Source organism: Streptomyces sp. NPDC041135, assembly GCF_055592085.1.
The window spans coordinates 273109-291044 of the sequence record NZ_JBVIYZ010000002.1; the positions used below are offsets into that span (position 1 = coordinate 273109).

At 74.8% G+C, this 17936-nt stretch carries 19 protein-coding genes; 10 read left to right on the forward strand and 9 right to left on the reverse strand.

The features are described from left to right. The first annotated feature begins 7 nt into the window (after positions 1–7). The 5 genes from hypB (at position 8) to hypE (ending at position 5764) form a co-directional block, all read left to right on the forward strand. Positions 8–739: a hydrogenase nickel incorporation protein HypB gene (gene hypB / locus ACZ6CZ_RS05420; protein ID WP_469015072.1), complete on the forward strand. Its 732-nt coding sequence runs from the start codon at positions 8–10 to the stop codon at positions 737–739. Then, positions 736–3126 (forward strand): carbamoyltransferase HypF, encoded by a 2391-nt coding sequence (hypF, locus tag ACZ6CZ_RS05425; RefSeq protein ID WP_469015078.1) that lies wholly within the window; start codon positions 736–738, stop codon positions 3124–3126. Before hypB ends, hypF begins: the two co-directional genes overlap by 4 nt. A 76-nt stretch (positions 3127–3202) precedes the next feature. Beyond that, positions 3203–3538, forward strand: coding sequence for a HypC/HybG/HupF family hydrogenase formation chaperone (locus ACZ6CZ_RS05430; protein ID WP_469015081.1), 336 nt, complete (start codon positions 3203–3205; stop codon positions 3536–3538). After that, positions 3535–4677: a hydrogenase formation protein HypD gene (gene hypD, locus ACZ6CZ_RS05435; RefSeq protein ID WP_469015085.1), complete on the forward strand. Its 1143-nt coding sequence runs from the start codon at positions 3535–3537 to the stop codon at positions 4675–4677. Before ACZ6CZ_RS05430 ends, hypD begins: the two co-directional genes overlap by 4 nt. Before the next feature lie 97 nt (positions 4678–4774). Next, positions 4775–5764: a hydrogenase expression/formation protein HypE gene (hypE, locus tag ACZ6CZ_RS05440; protein ID WP_469016550.1), complete on the forward strand. Its 990-nt coding sequence runs from the start codon at positions 4775–4777 to the stop codon at positions 5762–5764. A gap of 61 nt (positions 5765–5825) precedes the next feature. Here the strand turns inward: hypE and hypA are convergent, their stop codons facing one another. From hypA to ACZ6CZ_RS05480, 8 genes are all read right to left on the reverse strand, one after another. Further along, positions 5826–6188 (reverse strand): hydrogenase maturation nickel metallochaperone HypA, encoded by a 363-nt coding sequence (hypA, locus tag ACZ6CZ_RS05445; protein WP_469015089.1) that lies wholly within the window; start codon positions 6186–6188, stop codon positions 5826–5828. Between the two features lie 7 nt (positions 6189–6195). Next, the gene (locus tag ACZ6CZ_RS05450) at positions 6196–6345 is read right to left on the reverse strand and encodes a hypothetical protein (protein ID WP_469015094.1); all 150 of its coding nucleotides are present in this window, start codon (positions 6343–6345) and stop codon (positions 6196–6198) included. A 92-nt stretch (positions 6346–6437) separates the two neighbouring features. Continuing rightward, a complete protein-coding gene (locus tag ACZ6CZ_RS05455) occupies positions 6438–6644 on the reverse strand; it encodes a hypothetical protein (RefSeq protein WP_469015097.1) in 207 nt (68 codons plus the stop codon). A 62-nt stretch (positions 6645–6706) separates the two neighbouring features. Next, entirely contained in the window at positions 6707–7300 is a 594-nt protein-coding gene (locus ACZ6CZ_RS05460; protein WP_469015099.1) for a DUF5947 family protein, read from the reverse strand. Further along, a complete protein-coding gene (locus tag ACZ6CZ_RS05465) occupies positions 7297–7881 on the reverse strand; it encodes a NifU family protein (RefSeq protein ID WP_469015101.1) in 585 nt (194 codons plus the stop codon). Before ACZ6CZ_RS05465 ends, ACZ6CZ_RS05460 begins: the two co-directional genes overlap by 4 nt. After that, on the reverse strand, positions 7874–9667 hold the full coding sequence (locus ACZ6CZ_RS05470; RefSeq protein WP_469015105.1) for a nickel-dependent hydrogenase large subunit: 1794 nt from the start codon (positions 9665–9667) through the stop codon (positions 7874–7876). Before ACZ6CZ_RS05470 ends, ACZ6CZ_RS05465 begins: the two co-directional genes overlap by 8 nt. Before the next feature lie 91 nt (positions 9668–9758). Further along, positions 9759–10850 carry an NADH-quinone oxidoreductase subunit B family protein gene (locus tag ACZ6CZ_RS05475; RefSeq protein WP_469015106.1) on the reverse strand — a complete coding sequence of 364 codons (1092 nt, stop codon included), beginning with the start codon at positions 10848–10850 and terminating at the stop codon, positions 9759–9761. Continuing rightward, entirely contained in the window at positions 10847–12442 is a 1596-nt protein-coding gene (locus ACZ6CZ_RS05480; RefSeq protein ID WP_469015108.1) for a hypothetical protein, read from the reverse strand. Before ACZ6CZ_RS05480 ends, ACZ6CZ_RS05475 begins: the two co-directional genes overlap by 4 nt. A 416-nt stretch (positions 12443–12858) precedes the next feature. Here ACZ6CZ_RS05480 and ACZ6CZ_RS05485 point away from each other — a divergent pair, with 416 nt between their 5' ends. Beyond that, entirely contained in the window at positions 12859–13359 is a 501-nt protein-coding gene (locus ACZ6CZ_RS05485) for a molybdenum cofactor biosysynthesis protein (protein WP_469015110.1), read from the forward strand. A gap of 46 nt (positions 13360–13405) precedes the next feature. Here ACZ6CZ_RS05485 and ACZ6CZ_RS05490 read toward each other — a convergent pair whose 3' ends face one another. Continuing rightward, on the reverse strand, positions 13406–13972 hold the full coding sequence (locus ACZ6CZ_RS05490) for a dihydrofolate reductase family protein (protein ID WP_469015112.1): 567 nt from the start codon (positions 13970–13972) through the stop codon (positions 13406–13408). Between the two features lie 108 nt (positions 13973–14080). Here ACZ6CZ_RS05490 and ACZ6CZ_RS05495 point away from each other — a divergent pair, with 108 nt between their 5' ends. From ACZ6CZ_RS05495 to ACZ6CZ_RS05510, 4 genes are read left to right on the forward strand one after another with little or no spacing between them, the layout of a single operon-like run. Beyond that, a complete protein-coding gene (locus tag ACZ6CZ_RS05495) occupies positions 14081–15532 on the forward strand; it encodes an MFS transporter (protein ID WP_469015114.1) in 1452 nt (483 codons plus the stop codon). Beyond that, positions 15522–16490, forward strand: a complete 969-nt coding sequence (locus tag ACZ6CZ_RS05500; RefSeq protein WP_469015117.1) for an RNA polymerase subunit sigma-70 — start codon at positions 15522–15524, stop codon at positions 16488–16490. Before ACZ6CZ_RS05495 ends, ACZ6CZ_RS05500 begins: the two co-directional genes overlap by 11 nt. Next, positions 16487–17068 (forward strand): DinB family protein, encoded by a 582-nt coding sequence (locus ACZ6CZ_RS05505; RefSeq protein ID WP_469015119.1) that lies wholly within the window; start codon positions 16487–16489, stop codon positions 17066–17068. The genes ACZ6CZ_RS05500 and ACZ6CZ_RS05505 overlap by 4 nt, the downstream gene beginning before the upstream one ends. Further along, positions 17059–17913 carry an alpha/beta fold hydrolase gene (locus ACZ6CZ_RS05510; RefSeq protein ID WP_469015122.1) on the forward strand — a complete coding sequence of 285 codons (855 nt, stop codon included), beginning with the start codon at positions 17059–17061 and terminating at the stop codon, positions 17911–17913. Before ACZ6CZ_RS05505 ends, ACZ6CZ_RS05510 begins: the two co-directional genes overlap by 10 nt. The last annotated feature ends 23 nt before the right edge of the window (positions 17914–17936 follow it).

Below are 17936 nucleotides of genomic sequence, written 5' to 3' on the forward strand. Positions count from 1 at the left end.
CAGTGCCATGTGCCGGTCCGACATCAAGCAGGCCGTGCTGGCGAAGAACGACGACCTGGCCGCGGGCCTGCGCGGTGACCTGGCCGCCCGGGGGGTCAGCCTGGTCAACCTGCTGTCCAGCCCCGGCAGCGGCAAGACCGAGCTGCTGGGCCGGGTGCTGGCCCGGGCGGTCGCGCGGGGCGTCCCGGTGGCCGCCCTCACCGCCGACCTGGCGACCGAGAACGACGCGGTGCGCCTGGCCCGCTCCGGAGCACCGGTGCAGCAGCTGCTCACCGACGGGCTGTGCCACCTGGAGGCCCGCCAGGTCCGCCGCCGCGTCGAGGGCTGGCTCCCCGACGACACGGCGGTGCTGTTCGTCGAGAACGTCGGCAACCTGGTCTGCCCCGCGTCCTACGACCTCGGCGAGAGCCTGCGGATCGTGCTGATGGCGGTGACCGAGGGCGAGGACAAGCCCCTGAAGTACCCCACCGCCTTCGGCTCCGCCCACCTCGTCGTGATCACCAAGACCGACCTGGCCGGGCCCGCCGGCTTCGACGAGGCCGCCTTCCGCTCCCATGTGCACCGGGTCAACCCGGGCGTGGAGATCGTCCGGTCGTGCGCCCGCACCGGCGACGGCGTCGACCTCGTCCTGGACCGGGCCCTCGCGGTGCGGGACGGAGCGCCGCCGCACCGGCCGCCGCTCGCTCCGCACCCCCACAGCCACCCGCACGGTGACCCCGCGCCCGCCCCCGCCTCATGACCGCACCCGTCACCGGCCAGGTACGCCGCCGGCTCACCGTGCGCGGCACCGTGCAGGGCGTGGGGTTCCGGCCTTACGTCCACCGCCTCGCCGCCGACCTGGCGCTGGCCGGATTCGTCGGCAACACCGCGGGCGGCGTGCTGATCGAGGTCGAGGGCCCGCCGGACGGTGTGGACCGGTTCTGCGACCTGCTGGCCCGGCAGCCACCCCCGCTGGCCGCCGTCACCGGCATCGGGACCGAGGAGGTCCCCGCCACCGGCGCCGCCGGCCCCTTCGCCATCCGCGCCACCGAGCAGTCCGGGCCCGCCGGGCAGCCCGGCACCCGCACACAGCTGCCGCCCGACACCGCGACCTGCGCCGACTGCCTGCGGGAGCTGGCCGACCCGGCCGACCGCCGCCACCGCCACCCGTTCATCACCTGCACCCACTGCGGCCCCCGCTTCACCATCGCCACGGCGATGCCGTACGACCGGGTGGCCACCACCATGGCCGGCTTCCCGCTGTGCCCGCGCTGCGCCCGTGAGTACGGCGACCCGCTCGACCGGCGCTTCCACGCCCAGCCCGTGGCCTGCCCCGACTGCGGTCCCCGGCTGCGCCTGGTGCCCGCCGCCGGCAGCGACGTCCGCCCGGCCCGGGACGCCGCCGCCCTCGCCGCCGCCCGGTCCCTGCTGGCCCGGGGCGGGATCGTCGCCGTGAAGGGCATCGGGGGCTACCACCTGGCCTGTGACGCCACCGACGCCCACGCCGTCACCCGCCTGCGCGCCCGCAAGGAGCGCGGCGGCAAGGCGTTCGCGGTGATGTGCGCCGACCTCGCCACCGCCGAGCGCTTCACCGCGCCGACCGACGCCGAACGCGCCGCGCTCACCGGCCCGCGACGCCCCGTCGTCCTGCTGCGCCCCCGCACCGGCGGCCCCGGCCCCCGGCTCGCCGACGAGGTCTGCCCCGGCAGCCCGCACGTCGGCGTCATGCTGCCCTACACCCCCCTGCACACCCTGCTGTTCGGACTCCCCGGTGACCCGCCCGGCCCGCGCGCACTGGTGATGACCAGCGGCAACCGCTCCGGCGAACCCATCGTCACCGACGACGCCGAGGCCCTCACCCGGCTCGCCGGGCTCGCCGACGCCTGGCTCGCCCACGACCGCCCCATCGCCTCCCCCTGCGACGACTCGCTGCTGCGGGTGCGCGCCGACGGCACCGCACAGGTGCTGCGCCGCTCCCGCGGCTACGTACCGCGCCCCCTGCTCCTGCCGGTGCCGGTGCGCCCCGCGCTCGCCGTCGGCGGCGACCTGAAGAACGCGCCCTGCGTCGGCGAGGGCGACCACGCCTGGTTCGGCCCGCACATCGGCGACATGGGAGACCTGGCGACGCTGGAGAGCGCCCGGCGGGCGGAACGGCGGCTCACCGGCCTGACCGGCGTCACCCCCGAACTGGTGGCCGCCGACCGCCACCCCGGCTACCACTCCGCCCGCTGGGCCCACCGCCGGGCCGCCGGCCTCGAACCGGCCCGGCCGGTGCTCGTCCAGCACCACCACGCCCACATCGCCTCCGCCATGGCCGAGCACGGCCTCGACGGCACCACGCCCGTCATCGGCGTCGCCTTCGACGGCACCGGCTACGGCGACGACGGCACCGTCTGGGGCGGCGAGGTGCTGCTCGCCGACTACGCCGGCTACCGGCGCTTCGCCCGTCTGACTCCCGCCCCGCTGCCGGGCGGCGACGCCGGCGTGGCCAACCCCTGCCGGCTGGCACTGGCCAGGCTCTGGGCCGCGGGCCTGCCGTGGGAGCCGCACCTGCCCAGCGTCACCGCCTGCACGGCGACCGAACTGACCGTGCTGCGCCGCCAGCTGGAACACCGGGTGGCCTGCGTGCCGACCTCCAGCATGGGCCGCCTCTTCGACGCCGTGGCGTCACTGGCCGGCGTCTGCCACCGCACCGGCTACGAGGCGCAGGCCGCCCTGGAACTGGAAGCGGCGGCCACCGCGGCCTGGGACGCCGACGAGACGGCGTACGGCTTCGCCTGCGGCCGCGGCCCCGGCCTCGTCGACTGCGACCCCGCGCCGCTGCTCGCCGCGCTCCTCGCCGACCGGCGCCGCGGCACCCCGGCGCCGATGCTCGCCGCCCGCTTCCACCGCGGCGTGGCACGGGCGGTCGCGGAGATCTGCCGGCGGGCCCGCACCGCCACCGGACTGACCACGGCCGTCCTGAGCGGAGGCGTCTTCGCCAACGCGCTCCTTGAGCGGGAGTGCGCCGCCCTGCTCGCCGCGGACGGCTTCACCGTGCTGTGCCACGGCGAAGTCCCCCCCAACGACGGCGGGCTGGCGCTCGGCCAGCTCGTCGTCGCCGCCCACCATCCCCTGCCCGGACGGGAGCCGGCAGCCGCCCGGTAGATCCGAGCGACCGGTGGACCGGGGCGACCGGCGCCCCCCGGACAGGTCCGCGGACAGCGACGAGACGGAGTGAGACATGTGTTTGGCCGTGCCTGGCAAAGTCGTGGCCATCGACCACAGCGCCGACCCGCTGACGGGTCTGATCGACTTCGGCGGCGTGCAGAAACAGGCCTGCCTGGAGTACCTGCCCGACGTACGGGTGGGGGAGTACGTCATCGTCCACGTCGGCTTCGCCCTGCAGCGCCTGGACGAGGAGTCGGCCCGGGCGTCACTGGAGCTGTTCGAGGAACTGGGGCTGCTGGAGGAGGAGTTCGGCGACGCCTGGACGCAGGCGGCCAAGGAGGCGGGGAGCGCCGCCCCGCCGGCCCCCCTGACGGGCACGCGCGGGGAGAGCGGGAGTGAGGTCCGGTGAAGTACATCGAGGAGTTCAACGACCCCCAGCTGGCCCGGCGGCTGCTGGACGAGATCCGCGCGACCGTCACCCGGCCCTGGGCGCTGATGGAGGTGTGCGGCGGCCAGACCCACTCCATCATCCGGCACGGCATCGACCAGCTGCTGCCGCAGGAGGTGGAGCTGATCCACGGCCCCGGCTGCCCGGTCTGCGTCACCCCACTCGAGATGATCGACAAGGCGCTGGACATCGCCGCCCGCCCCGGGGTGATCTTCTGCTCCTTCGGCGACATGCTCCGCGTCCCCGGCACCGACCGGGACCTCTTCCGCGTCAAGGGCGAGGGCGGTGACGTACGGGTGGTGTACTCACCGCTCGACGCCCTCGAGCTGGCCCGCCGCCACCCCGACCGGCAGGTCGTGTTCTTCGCCATCGGCTTCGAGACGACCGCGCCCGCCAACGCCATGGCCGTGCACCAGGCCCGGCGGCTGGGCCTGGACAACTTCAGCCTGCTGGTCTCCCACGTCCGCGTCCCCCCGGCGATCGAGGCCATCATGACCGCGCCGTCCTGCCGGGTGCAGGGCTTCCTGGCCGCCGGGCACGTGTGCAGCGTGATGGGCACTGCCGAGTACCCGGCGCTGGCGGAGCGGCACCGAGTGCCGGTGGTGGTCACCGGGTTCGAACCGCTGGACATCCTGGAGGGGATCCGCCGCGCCGTGCACCAGCTGGAGCGCGGCGAGCACCGGGTGGAGAACGCCTACGCCCGCGCCGTGCAGGACCGGGGCAATCCGGCCGCGCTGCGCATGATCGAGGAGGTGTTCGAGGTCACCGACCGTGCCTGGCGGGGCATCGGACGCATCCCGGCCAGCGGCTGGCGGCTCACCGACGCCTACCGCGCCCACGACGCCGAGCACCGCTTCGACGTCGGCGGCATCCGCACCGAGGAGCCCGCCGCCTGCCGCGCCGGCGAGGTCCTGCAAGGGCTGATCAAGCCCACCGAGTGTGCCGCCTTCGGCACGACCTGCACGCCGCGCACCCCGCTCGGCGCCACCATGGTCTCCTCCGAGGGCGCCTGCGCGGCCTACTACCTGTACCGCCGGATGACCACCGCGGCGCCGCAGGGATCCCGTATCGCGCAGGAGGAGATGAACCCCGTTGGCTGAACTGGCTCCCGCGGCCGCCGACACCACCCCCGAAACCGCCGTCGACCCCGCGAACTGGACCTGCCCCGCACCGCTGCGCGACCAGCCGGTGGTGGTGATGGGCCACGGCGGAGGCGGCGCCCTGTCGGCCGAACTGGTCGACCAGGTGTTCGCCCCGGCGTACGGCAACCCCGTCCTGGCCGCGCTCGCCGACTCGGCCGTCGTCGACCTCGGCGGTGCCCGGCTGGCGTTCTCCACCGACTCCTACGTGGTCAGACCGCTGGTCTTCCCCGGCGGCAGCCTCGGTGACCTGGCCGTCAACGGCACCGTCAACGACCTGGCGATGAGCGGCGCCCGGCCCGCCCACCTCTCCACCGCGTTCGTGCTGGAGGAAGGGGTCCGGCTGAGCGTCGTCGAGCGGATCGCGCGGGACATCGGCGCCGCGGCCCGGGCGGCCGGGGTCACCGTGGTCACCGGCGACACCAAGGTGGTCGAGGCCGGGCACGGCGACGGCGTGTACGTCACCACCGCCGGGATCGGCCTGGTCCCCGACGGCGTGGACATCCGCCCGCAGCGTGCCCGGCCCGGCGACGCCGTCATCGTCAGCGGCCCGATCGGCCTGCACGGCGTGGCGGTCATGAGCGTGCGGGCGGGACTGGAGTTCGGCGTGGAGATCGCCTCCGACACCGCCGCGCTGGCGGACCTGGTGGCGGCCATGCTCGCGGTCACCCCGGACATCCATGTGCTGCGGGACCCCACCCGCGGCGGGCTGGGCGCCTCCCTCAACGAGATCGCCCGCGCCTCCGGCACCGGCGTACGGATCTCGGAGCGCGCCGTCCCGGTGCCGGACGAGGTCGCCAACGCCTGTGGTTTCCTCGGCCTGGACCCGCTGTACGTCGCCAACGAGGGGCGGCTGGTCGCCTTCGTGCCCCGGGCCTCGGCGGAGGCGGTGCTGGCGGCGATGCGCGCGCACCCGCAGGGCGTCGGCGCGACCCTGATCGGGGAGTGCGTCGAGGACCACCCCGGCATGGTCGTGGTCGCCACCGGGCTCGGCGGCACCCGGGTGCTGGATCTGCCGCTGGGCGAGCAGCTGCCGCGCATCTGCTGACCCGCCCGCCCGTGACGCGGCCCCGCCGGTGCCCCAGGGACACCGGCGGGGCCGTTCGACGTCACTCCCCGGGCGCGCTCAGGGCCGGTACGACGTCCGTGATCTCCAGCTCCCGGCCGCGCCGCAGCTCCTGGGAGGGCCGGTCGCAGGCCGGGCACCAGAAGAACGGCGGCATGCCCACCGCGAACTCCTCGGCACAGGGCGCGCAGTAGGCGTGCGCGGTGACCTGTTCCACCACGAGGCGGGCCGCGGCCAGCGCGGTGCCGTCCCGGGCGACCTCGAAGGCGAAGCGCAGGGCGTCCGGCACCACCCCGGCCAGCTCCCCGACACGGACGGTGACCGACGCGACGGCGTCGGCCCCGTCCTCCCGGGCGAGTTCACCGGCCCGCTCCACGATCGCACTGGCGATCGACAGCTCGTGCACGACCGGCTCACGGGTACCGGCGGCGTGCGCGCAGGCCCCCGGTCATGCGGTAGATCTTCATCTCCCGCAGCAGGCTGGGCACCTCCCAGGCCAGGAGGGCCAGCACCAGGCCGCCCACCACGACGGCCTGCGCCTTCAGTACCTGGCGTCCCGACACCCCGGTCCCCCGCGTCCCGGCTCGCGGCCGGCGGCGTACCCCCCGGCCCGTGTCGCCGCATCCGACCCTCATCGCGCTCACGTGCTGCCCTTTCATCCCGGTGAGATGTTCGGCATGGCCTCCAGCAAGGCGTCATGCCGCTTCCAGTGGATCCCGGTGGAGCGGCGCGCGTCCGCGGTGCCGTCCTCGTGATGCCCGGTCTGACGCGCGTAGGGCCCCCTGTTGCCCTGGTGCAGACCGGGCACGTGGGTGGGCGTGTCGGGCTTCGCCTGGGGACGGCCGACTCTGATGCTGCCCATGGTGCTCTCCTTCCTCGCCTGAGCCCGCCCGGCCCGGTGGGCCGGTCCGGACGAGTGCGTGATCATGACCGTTCGGTGAGGTCGGCGAAGAACCGTTCGACGGCCGGCCAGACCCGGCCCCCGCCCGACAGCCCGCGCCACTCCCGGCGTACGACGGCGACCATGCGGAAGCAGTCGTCCACCGGCACGATCCAGTGTTCGTCGAGGCCGTGCACGGTGTTCACCAGCAGCGCCTCCACGTCGGGTTCCACGGTGGCGAGCTGCGGACACATCGCGGCCATCCGCTGCCAGGCCTCCGCCTCCACCTGCCACCGCATCGCCCCGGCCGGGCTCGGTCCCTGCGCGGTGACCGTGCCGTCCGCGCGGGGCACGAAGAACACCAGGCCCACCGGAACCCCCAGCACCTCCGTCTCCACCCGGGGGAGACGGACCCGGCGCCGGGGCACCAGCCGGTAGTGGCCGTCCGCGGCGCCCCGCCCGGCGAACAGCACCGAGCAGGGACCGCACACGCACCGCACCTCGGCGGCCCCGGTCTCGTAGAGATGGGGGTGCTCCTCGCCCACCGGGGCGGCGCACAGGTCGCACACCCCGGCCTCCGCCGCCGTACGGTCGGCGGCGGAGCGGATGACCCGGGCCAGCGCCCCGTCCGCGCTCACCGCGCCTCCTGCGGCGCCGCCGCGGACCGCAGCCGGATCGTGCCCAGGGGGACGAACGCGGGAGCCGCGGACCGCTCCGGCTCGCTGGGCACCGGCTCCACCCCGGTCAGCTCCGGAGCGGCGGCCAGGACGGCCTCGCGCACGGCGTCGGTGACGTCGGACGTGCCGCCGCCGCACCCCGAGCCGCAGCCTCCGCCGGTGCTCAGCCGCACCCGGGCCACCTGCCCGTCCAGACCGGCCCACTCCACGTCGCCGCCGCGCTCACGCACCGCGGGCCGCAGCAGTTCGACCGCGCGGGCGGCCCGCTGCTCGGCCGGGTCGGGGTGCACGTCGTGCAGCACCAGCAGGTGCCCCACCAGCTCGTCGTCGGTGAGCTGCCCGGTCAGCCGCTCGTCGGCGTGGTCCAGGACCCGGGCGAGTGCCTCACCGTACACCTCGGACAGCAGCCGCACCGCCTCCAGCGCGGAGCGGGCGGTCGGGCCCGGCGCCGACTCGAGACCCGCGAGCACCTCGTCGAGCCGGGCCAGCCGCGCCTCGACCGCCGGGTCCGCAAGCCGTCCGGCGGGGCCGGGGTCAGCCATGGTCGGCCCCGTAGGTCGGGGAGTGCACGGTGGAGAGCGTCCTGCCCTTGCCGACGTACATGTGCACACCGCACGGCAGACACGGGTCGAAGCTGCGCACGGTGCGCATGATGTCGACGCCCTTGAAGTCGTCGGGCCCGTTCTCCTCGAAGATGGGCTGGCCCTGCACGGCGTCCTCGTACGGCCCGGGGGTGCCGTAGATGTCCCGGGGGCTGGCGTTCCAGGGGGTGGGCGGGTAGGGGTGGTAGTTGGCGATCTTCTTGTCCTTGATCACCAGGTGATGGGAGAGGACACCGCGCACGGCCTCGTGGAAGCCGCAGCCGATCGCCTCGTCCGGCACCTCGAAGTTCTCGAACACCTTGGTCTCGCCGTCCCGCAGCATGCCCATCGCCTCCTCCAGGAACTGCAGGGCCATGGCGGCGGCGTAGGCGATGAAGTACGGCCGGGCGCGGTCCCGTTCGAGGGTGTTGCTCCACTTCGGGATCTTCCACTCCAGCGTCGTCTCCGGCAGCGACTCGCCCTTGGGGAGCGTGATGCGCACGCTGGAGCCGGTGGACTTGATGTACGGGGTGTCGACCAGGCCGTTCAGCGCGGTCGACCAGAGGCGGGCGAGCGGTCCGCCGCCGGTGTCCAGGGCGAGGTGCTTGTCGGTCTGCTGGTGGTACCAGCGCGGGCTCATCACCCAGCTGTAGTTGCCGTCGAAGTTCCGCTTCTGCGGCACCGGGACGGTCGTCTGGTTCCACGGGTGCCGCATGTCGACCGGGTTGCCCAGCGGGTCGTGGGTGACGAACGGCTGCTCGTTGACCCAGTCCTCGTAGAAGGAGCTGCCGAGCATGATGCGCAGACCGAGGTTGATGTCGACCAGGTTGTTGGTGACCAGTTCGCCGTCGACGATGATGCCGGGGGTGACGTACATCGCCTTGCCCCACTCGTTCATCGTCTCGTAGCGGTAGTCGACGACGTCCGGGTTCTGCCAGGCGCCCCAGCAGCCCAGCAGGATGCGGCGCCTGCCGACCTCCTCGTAGCCGGGCAGGGCCTCGTAGAAGAAGTCGAAGACGTCGTCGTTCATCGCCACGGCCTTCTTGACGAAGTCGATGACGCGCATCAGCCGGCTGAGGTAGTCGGTGAAGGTGTTCGGCGCGGGCATCGTGCCGACGCCGCCCGGGTAGAGCGTCGACGGGTGGACGTGCCGGCCCTCCATCAGGCAGAACATCTCCCGGGTGACCCGGCTGACCTTCAGGGCCTCCTTGTACACCTCGCCCTCGAAGGGGTTGAAGGCCTTCATGATGTCGGCGATGGTGCGGTAGCCGTGGATGTCACCGCGGGGCGCGTCGGTCCGCTCGGCGCGGGCCAGCACGCCGGGATTGGTGGCCTTGACCATCGCCTCGCAGAAGTCCACGAACACCAGGTTGTCCTGGAAGATCGTGTGGTCGAACATGTACTCGGCCGCTTCACCGAGGTTGGTGATGTGCTCGGCCAGCTTCGGCGGCTTGACCCCGTAGGCCATCTGCTGGGCGTAGTTGGAGCAGGTGGTGTGGTTGTCGCCGCAGATGCCGCAGATGCGGGAGGTGATGAACCCGGCGTCGCGCGGGTCCTTGCCCTTCATGAACACCGAATAGCCGCGGAAGAGCGAGGACGTGCTGTGGCACTCCGCCACTTCCCGGTTGGCGAAGTCGATCTTGGTGTAGATGCCCAGGTTGCCGATGATCCGGGTGATCGGATCCCAGGACATGTCCACGAGCTGGGCGGGTTTGCGCCCCGTGGGCCGCGACTCGGTTGTGGTCATGGGAGGTGGTGCCCCTCGCTGTTCGGGTTCGGTGGTGCTGGGACGGGATGCGGGCCGGTACGCGCGCCCGCAGGGCGCGCGGCGCCGGTGGTCACGGGCGGTAGCGGGGGTCGTAACCGCTGGTCAGCTTGCGCTTGTTGTGCCGCCACCGGGGCTCGTGGTTCACCATGTCGTTGGTCAGTCCGCGCAGCCGCCGCATGACGGCCCCGTACGGCTTGATGGCCAGGGACGACAGGGTCCCGCCGGGCGGCTCGTCCATGAACGGCATGAACACGTCGGGGAAGCCGGGCATCGTGCAGCCGATGCAGATGCCGCCGACGTTCGGGCAGCCGCCGAGGCCGCCCATCCAGCCCCGCTTGGGCACGTTGCAGTTGACCACCGGTCCCCAGCAGCCCGTCTTGACCAGGCACTTGGGGGAGTTGTAGTCCTTGGCGAAGCCGGCCTGCTCGTAGTACGAGCCCCGGTCGCAGCCCTCGTGCACGGTCTTGCCGAACAGCCACTGCGGCCGCAGCATGTGGTCCAGCGGGGGCGGCGGAGCGGAGCCGGCCGCGTGGTAGAGGACCCAGATCAGGGTCTCCATGAAGTTCTCGGGCTGGATCGGACAGCCGGGCACGTTGACGATGGGCAGGCCGCCCTGCGACGTGAAGTCCCAGCCCAGGTAGTCGGCCAGGCCCATCGAACCGGTGGGGTTGCCGGCCATCGCGTGGATGCCGCCGTAGGTCGCGCAGGTGCCGGCGGCGACCACCGCCCACGCCTTGGGGGCGAGTTGGTCGATCCACCAGTTCAGGGTCTGCGGCTGCCCGGTCTCCGGGTCGTTGCCGAACGACGTCCAGTAGCCGTCGCCCTCGATGATGTTCTGGTTGGGGATCGAACCCTCGATGACGAGGATGAACGGGGTGCCCAGATCGCCGCGTACCGCCGCCCGGTAGGGGGCGAGGAAGTCCTCGCCGCCCAGGCTGGGCGACAGCACCTTGTTGACCAGGTTCACCTTGGGCAGGCCGGGGATGAGCCCCAGCACCACGTCCTCGATGGAGGGCTGGCCGGCCGCGGTGAGCGAGACGGTGTCGCCGTCACAGCTCATGCCCTCGGAGATCCACAGGATGGTGATCTCGTCGAAGCCCGTGCGTTCCCCGGCCCGGCTGGGGTCCTGGCTGACATCGGCGGTGCCGCTGTTGGTGGTCATGTGGTCGGCCTCCGCTGCAGGGGGTCTCGGAGTCGGTCGGGGGCCGCGGGATACGGCCCGGAGTGCTCCGCGGGATCGAGCGGCTCGAGTTCCTCGGGCCGGAAGTAGTGGAAGCGGCCGTACCAGCCGTTCAGTTCGGCCGCGGGGTCGTCGTCGAGGGTGACCGCGAGGTGCACGCTGCCGTCCACGTCGTGGAAGACGGCCGCGACCTGGGCGGTCCGTCCCCGCAGGAACATGTCCTGGGCGTCGGCGCCCCGGCCGCGGGGACACAGCCGGACGCGGCTGCCGCCGCCGAGGGGCACACCGCCCACCAGTACCGAGTCGGTGGTGGGCGACAGCCCGTCGTCGGCACCCTCCTGCCACCAGGCGGCCCGCGCCGCGAAGCCGTCCGCTCCGGCAGGTCCGGCGGGCGCGGCAGCAGTGGGGAGCCCGGCGGGGGCGGCGGACCCGGCCGGTGCGGCGGGGGCCAGTGAGCGGATGGCGCCGTGCAGCCGGGCGAACACCTCCCGCGGCATGGAGTCGACGCGGTCCAGGATCGCGGCCGCGCGCGGGTCCGTGGCCCGGGCCTCGCGCTTCTCCTCGTCGGTCAGGAGCATCGTGCGCAGGGTGAGGATCTCGTCGATCTCCCCGGCGTCGTGCAGGTCGCCGGGGCTCTCCGGGGCCACCTGCGGCCGGTCGGGGAGGATGATCGGCGAGGACAGCACCGCCGGCGCGGGCGCCGACCCGCCCACGGCGCCGGGCTCAGGGGCATCACCGCCGAGGACGGGGAAGGTGAAGTCGTTGCGGCAGCCGCGGGCGTAGGGCTCGAGGTCCGCCGGCGGGTCGATCAGCGAGACGAACTCGACGCCGTCGCCGCCGACGAGGGTGTGCGTGGCGATCAGGGCGTGCCGCAGTGCCTCGTCCCGGACGGCCCCGCGGCCCGGCGACCGGCCCATGTTCTCGGTGCGCACCCGCAGCCGGCAGACGTCCGCGGTGAGCCGCTCGGCCTCCACGGTGGTGGCCGCCCTGACCTCCTCGCGGCGCCGGGTCAGCCGTCCGACCCCCGAGGGCAGCGGCTCGTCGCGGACCTCCGCGGGCGCTCCCGCCGGGAACGTGCGGGCGCCGCGCAGCAGTTCCTCCAGCGGCACGACCAGGCCGGCCTCCCGGGGCACCGCCTCGTCGAACGTGAGATGCGTGGTGCCGTCGTCCGTCCGCAGCGACTCCACCGCGTGATGGGCGCCGCCCGGTCCGGCCGCCTCCACCTGCTTGTGCTGCATCTGCAGGTAGCGCACCCGGACGTGGACGACCGCGTCCGGCCGCAGGACGCGCAGCAGGCACTCGGTGTGCTGGTACCAGGAGTCGGCGGAACCGGACACGCCGGGGACCACGGGACCGTCCGCCTCCGCCGCGTCCCGGGGCAGCAGCACGCCGAACTGCCAGCGGACACGGTTCTTCGGGGAGGACCGGCGGTAGGGGTAGAGCAGGTACCCCTCGTAGAGGACGGCGTCGGCGACGCCGCTCAACTGCTCGAAGGAACGGGCCGGCAGGCCGGCCGGCGGCCCTTCCGCCACGGCGGCGCACACCGCGCCGCGCTCGTCGCACCCGTCCGACATTCCGCCTCCTCACCGTGGCTGTGCGGGCCATCCCTTCCACCACGCTCACACCCCGTACGCCTCCCGGCCCCCGGAGGCGTACCGGCATTGAGCCGATCGGGCGACGGACAGCGGCGTACAGGGGACGGGCGGCGGCGGACGGAGGGCAGGCACAGGCGTGCGGAGGGCGGCGCGGCGGGCCGTCACGATCCCCCACAGGCCCACAGGCCCACAGGCCCACAGGCCCACAGGCCCACAGGCCCACAGGCCCACAGGCCCACAGGCCCACAGGCCCACAGGCCCACAGGCCCGACAGGCCAGGCACTCGGCGTGCGGGCGCTCGCCCCCGCCGCCCGCGCCTGCGCCGCCGACCGGTCCTCCGGGCCACCCCCGCCCCACCCACCGGCTGACCCGGCCCGTTCGCTACGCTCGGACCCGTGCGGCAGGTGGACATCGTTCAGCTCCTCGTCTCGCCGGTGCACCGCTTCGCGGGCCGCCCCGGCGACGGCGTGCCCGAGCTGCCGGGCGAGGAGTCGGTGACGACGCTCAGCGTGCGCGAGGGCCTGGGCATCGTCGGCGACCGGTACTTCAACCGGCCCGCCCACCGCGAGGCCTCGGTCACCCTGATGGCGGCCGAGCGGCTGCCCGCGGGGGCGGAACCGGACCTGCGGCGCACCCGGCGCAACGTCCTGCTGCGCGGGGTCGACATCGACACCTACATCGGCACGACCGTCTTCCTCGACTCCGGCACCGGACCCGTGCTGCTCGCGGTCCGCCGCGCCGCCCGGCCCTGCGCGTGGATGGACACCACCCTCGGCCCCGGTGCCCAGCGGGCCCTGCGCGCCGGCGGCGGAGTCCGCTGCCGTCCGCTGTCCGACGGCACCCTCACCGTGGGCCCCGCCTGGTTCGGCGAACACGCGGAGTCCGGCCGGGAGTAGCGCGGACGCAAGCACCCTGGCCGGGCGGCGATGCGCCGCCCCGGGATCACGCCGTGCGCGCCGGCCGGTACGTCAGGGACACCAGCCCCGGGTCCCGGCCGGGGCCGGCACTCACCGGCTCCCAGGCCTGGCCGCGCGCGCCGGGCCGGTGGAAGGGGACGCCGTCGGTGAAGACGGGCACCACGGTCAGCGTCAGCTCGTCGACGAGGCCGGCGTCGCACAGGGTCTGCCCGAAGCGGCCGTGCCCGTAGACGATCAGGTCGCGCCCGGGGGTCCGTTTCAGCTCGGCCACGGCCTGGGCGGGGTCCTCCGCGACCACCGTCGTGTTGGTCCACGCCGCCTCGCCGAGGGTGGCGGAGAAGACGTACTTGCGCATCGTGTTGAGGTGGTCCGCGTAGGGGCCGGACGCGGCCGGCCACTGGCGGGAGAAGATCTCGTAGGTCCGCCGGCCCATCAGCAGCGCGTCGCAGCCGCGCAGGACGTCGAGGGAGTGGGCCGCGCTGCCGGCCCCGAAGTAGGGTCCGGCCCAGGCCAGGGGCTCTCCGATGACTCCGTTGAGGGACACCAGGGCGCTCTGCAGAAGACGTCGGGGGCTGTCGTCGATCGGGTTCATGTCCGGTGGACTCCCGCCGGGGCGCAAACGCATCGGTGATCCGGCCGATGCATTCGGCCCGGCCCGCGAGTCAGTACCGGTGACCTCACCACCGGAAAGGACGCCCCCATGACCGCACCCGCCGCCACCGGCACGCCACCCGCCCCCGGCCGGGTCCTGGCACTGACCGCGGTGGCCGGACTCATCGTCGCGCTCGACCAGCTCGTCGTCGCGACGGCCCTGGACACCATCCGGCACGACCTCGGCGCCTCCCTCTCCGACCTGGAGTGGACCGTCAACGCCTTCGGGCTCGCCTTCGCCGCCCTGCTCGTCCCGGCGGCCGAGTTCGGCGACCGCATCGGCCGCAAGCGCGCCTACCTGACGGGCCTGGTGCTGTTCGCCCTCGCGTCGGCCGCCTGCGCGCTCGCCCCGGACGCCGGCCTGCTCGTCACCGCCCGGGCGGTCCAGGGGGCCGCGGCCGCCCTGCTGTCACCCGCCGCGCTGGCACTGCTCACCGAGGCCACCCCGCCCGCGCGCCGCGGCGCCGTCATGGGCGTCTACGCGGCCGTCATGGGGCTCGCCGTGGTCGGCGGCCCGCTGATCGGCGGCGCGGTCGCCCAGGGCATCGCCTGGCAGTGGATCTTCTGGATCAACGTGCCGGTCATCGCCGTCGTCGTGCCCGTCGCCCGGTCCGTGCTCACGGAAACCCGGGGCCGGCCCGCCGCCCCCGACCTGCCCGGCATCCTGCTCTCGGCGGTCGCCATGTCCGCCCTGGTGTGGGCGCTGGTGCGGTCCGGGACCGCCGGCTGGGCGAGTCCCGAGGTGCTGGGCGCCCTGACGGCCGGCGCGCTGGCCCTCGCGGGCTTCGCGGTGCGGCAGGCGACCGCCGCGCACCCCATGCTGCCGACCCGGCTGCTGCGCCGGCCGGCCTTCGCCGCGGGCAACCTGTCGACCCTGATGCTGACGGCCTCCCTGTTCGGCACCGTCTTCTTCCTGGCCCAGTACCTCCAGGTCGCCCTCGGCTTCTCCCCGCTCGGCGCGGGCCTGCGGTTCCTGCCCTGGACGGCGACCCTGTTCTTCGTCGCCCCGGTCGCCGGCCGGCTGCAGAACCGCCTCGGCGCCCGCGCCCTGATCTCCACCGGGCTGCTCCTCCAGGGCGCCGGACTGCTGTGGGTCGGCGTCAACGCCCACCAGCACCAGGGCTACGCCCACTCCGTGGCCGCGCTGGTCCTGGCCGGCGCCGGCACGTCGATGGCCATGCCCGCCCAGCAGACCGCGGTCATGACCGCCGTACCGCCCGCCCTGATGGGCAAGGCGGCGGGCACCTTCAACACCGTCCGCCAGCTCGGCGGGGCCCTCGGCATCGCCGTCATGGCGGCCGTCTTCGGCGCGGCCGGCGGCGACCACACGCCCGCCGGCTTCGCCGACGGCTTCTCGGCCGCCGTCGCCGTCGCCGCCGCGCTGGCCTTCGCCGGCTCCGCCTGCGGGCTGCTCGCCCCGGGCCGCACCCGCCCCGGCGCCGCCGGCACCGCGTCCGACGGCGCCGCCGGGCCCGTACCGGAGGAACTCCGTGCCCACTGACGACTTCGCCGCCCTGGCCGCCGCCCACCGCCAGGAACTGCTCGCCCACTGCTACCGGATGCTCGGCTCGGTCCACGACGCCGAGGACCTGGTCCAGGAGACGCTGCTGCGCGGCTGGCGCGGCTACGACCGCTTCGACGGCCGCTCCTCGCTGCGCACCTGGCTGTACCGGATCGCCACCAACGCCTGCCTGTCCGCGCTCGGCAGCACCCACCGCAGGGTGCTGCCCTCCGGCCTCGGCACGGCCGCCGACGACACCCGCGCCGCGGACCTGCCCCGCACCGACGGCGTCTCCTGGCTCACCCCGCTGCCCACGGCCGGGCCGCCCCGGGACGCCCAGGACCCCTCGGAGATCACCGTGCTGCGCGCCAGCACCCGGCTGGCACTGGTGGCCGCCTTCCAGCGGCTGCCCGCCCGCCAGCGCGCCGCGCTGCTCCTCGTCGACGTGGTCGGCTTCCGCATCGCCGAGGCCGCCGAGTTCCTCGGCGTCTCCGTCGACGCCTGCCGCAGCCTGCTGCAGCGCGCCCGGACCGCGCTGGCCGACGACCCGCCCGCCGAGGACGCCGTCACCCCCGGTCCGGCCCCGGACGAGGAGGTGCTGCGGCGCTACCTGGCCGCCTTCGAGAGCGCCGACACCCGGCGCCTCGCCGAGCTGCTGCGCGACGGCGTCACCTACGAGATGCCGCCCGTCACCGCCTGGTTCCGGGGCCGCGCCGCCGTGCACGACCACTGGACGCGCCGCGTCTTCCGCCGCCCCCTGCGCGCCCTGCCGCTGTGGGCCAACGGCTGCCCGGCGCTGGCCACCTACGTCCAGGGCCCCGAGGGCACCTTCCACGCGCACGCCATCGAGGTCCTGGAGACCGAGGGCGGCCTGATCTCCCGCATCGTCGTCTTCCTGGAACCCGGCCTGTTCCCCCGCTTCGGCGTGCCGCGCGCCCTCCCGGCGGCGGCCGCATGAGCGCGTCCCACCCGCTGCGGCTGCTCGACCGGGCCTGCGACGCGGTGCTCACCAGTCTCGACGGCGCCGCTCTCGCCGACCCGGCCTCGCCCACCCCCTGCACCGCCTGGGACCTCGCCACGCTGGTGCGCCACCTCGCCGACTCCACCGCCGCCACCCGCCAGGCACTCACCGGCACACCCCCGGAACGCCTCCCGGCACCCGGCTGCGCGGCGGCCCGGCACGAACTGGACCGGCTGCGGGCCGCGGCGGCGGGCGCGTCCCCGGGGGCCGCCCGGGTGCACTGGGCGGCCCTTCTGGGAAGCTACGAACTGACCCTGCACGCCTGGGACGTGAACCAGTCCACCGGCTGCCCCGCCCCCCTGCCTCCGACCCTGGTGGAGGCGCTGCTCGCCGCCGCCCCGCTCGTCGTCGACGGCGTGGACCGCACCGGCCTGTTCGCCGCCCCCCTCCCGCCCGCCCGGCCCGACCACCCCACCGACCGGCTCCTCGCCCTCTTCGGCCGGCGGGCCCTCCCCGCCGGGAACGCCCCGCCGCCCACCGGTCCCGGACAGAAAGCCCCGCAGCGATGGACATAGTCACCGAGAGCGAGTGCGAGACGGCCGACGGCCGCCGGCTCCACGTCTACGACACCGGCACCGGCCGCGGGCCGGTCCGCCTCACCGTGATGTGGCACCACGGCACCCCCAACCTGGGCGCCCCGCCCCGGCCCCTGCTGCCCGCCGCCGCCCGGCTCGGCATCCGCTTCGTGTCGTACGACCGCCCCGGCTACGGCGGTTCGACAGCGCTGCCGGGCCGGCGGGTCGGGTCCGCGGCCGCCGACGCGGCCCGGGTCGCGGACGCGCTCGGCGTCGGCCGCTTCGCGGTGCTCGGCCACTCCGGCGGCGGACCGCACGCCCTGGCCTGCGCCGCGCTGCTGCCCGACCGGGTGCCCGGCGCGGTGAGCATGGCCGGACCGGCGCCGTACCGCGCCGACGGGCTCGACTGGTTCGCCGGGATGAACGACTCCGGGCGGGCCTCCCTGGCCGCGGCGGCCGCGGGACGGGAGGCGAAGGCCCGCCACGAGGCCGGGGCGGTCTACGACCCGGAGATGTTCACCGAGGCCGACCACGCCGCCCTCGCCGGGGAGTGGTCCTGGTTCGAGGAGGTCGTCGCCCCCGCGGTGGCGGCCGGTCCCGGCGCACTGATCGACGACGACCTGGCCTACGTGGACGACTGGGACTTCGACCCCGGCACGATCAGCGGCGCGCTGCTGTTCCTGCACGGCGGCCGGGACCGGGTCGTCCCCGCCTCCCACGGCCGCTGGCTCGCCGGCCACTGCCCCGCGTCCCGGCTGTGGCTGCGCCCCGACGACGGCCACCTCTCCGTGCTGAACGGCGCGGCCGCCGCCCTGGAGTGGCTGGCCGAGCGGTGCGGCACGTGAGCGCCGCCGGGCCCGCCGGGGAG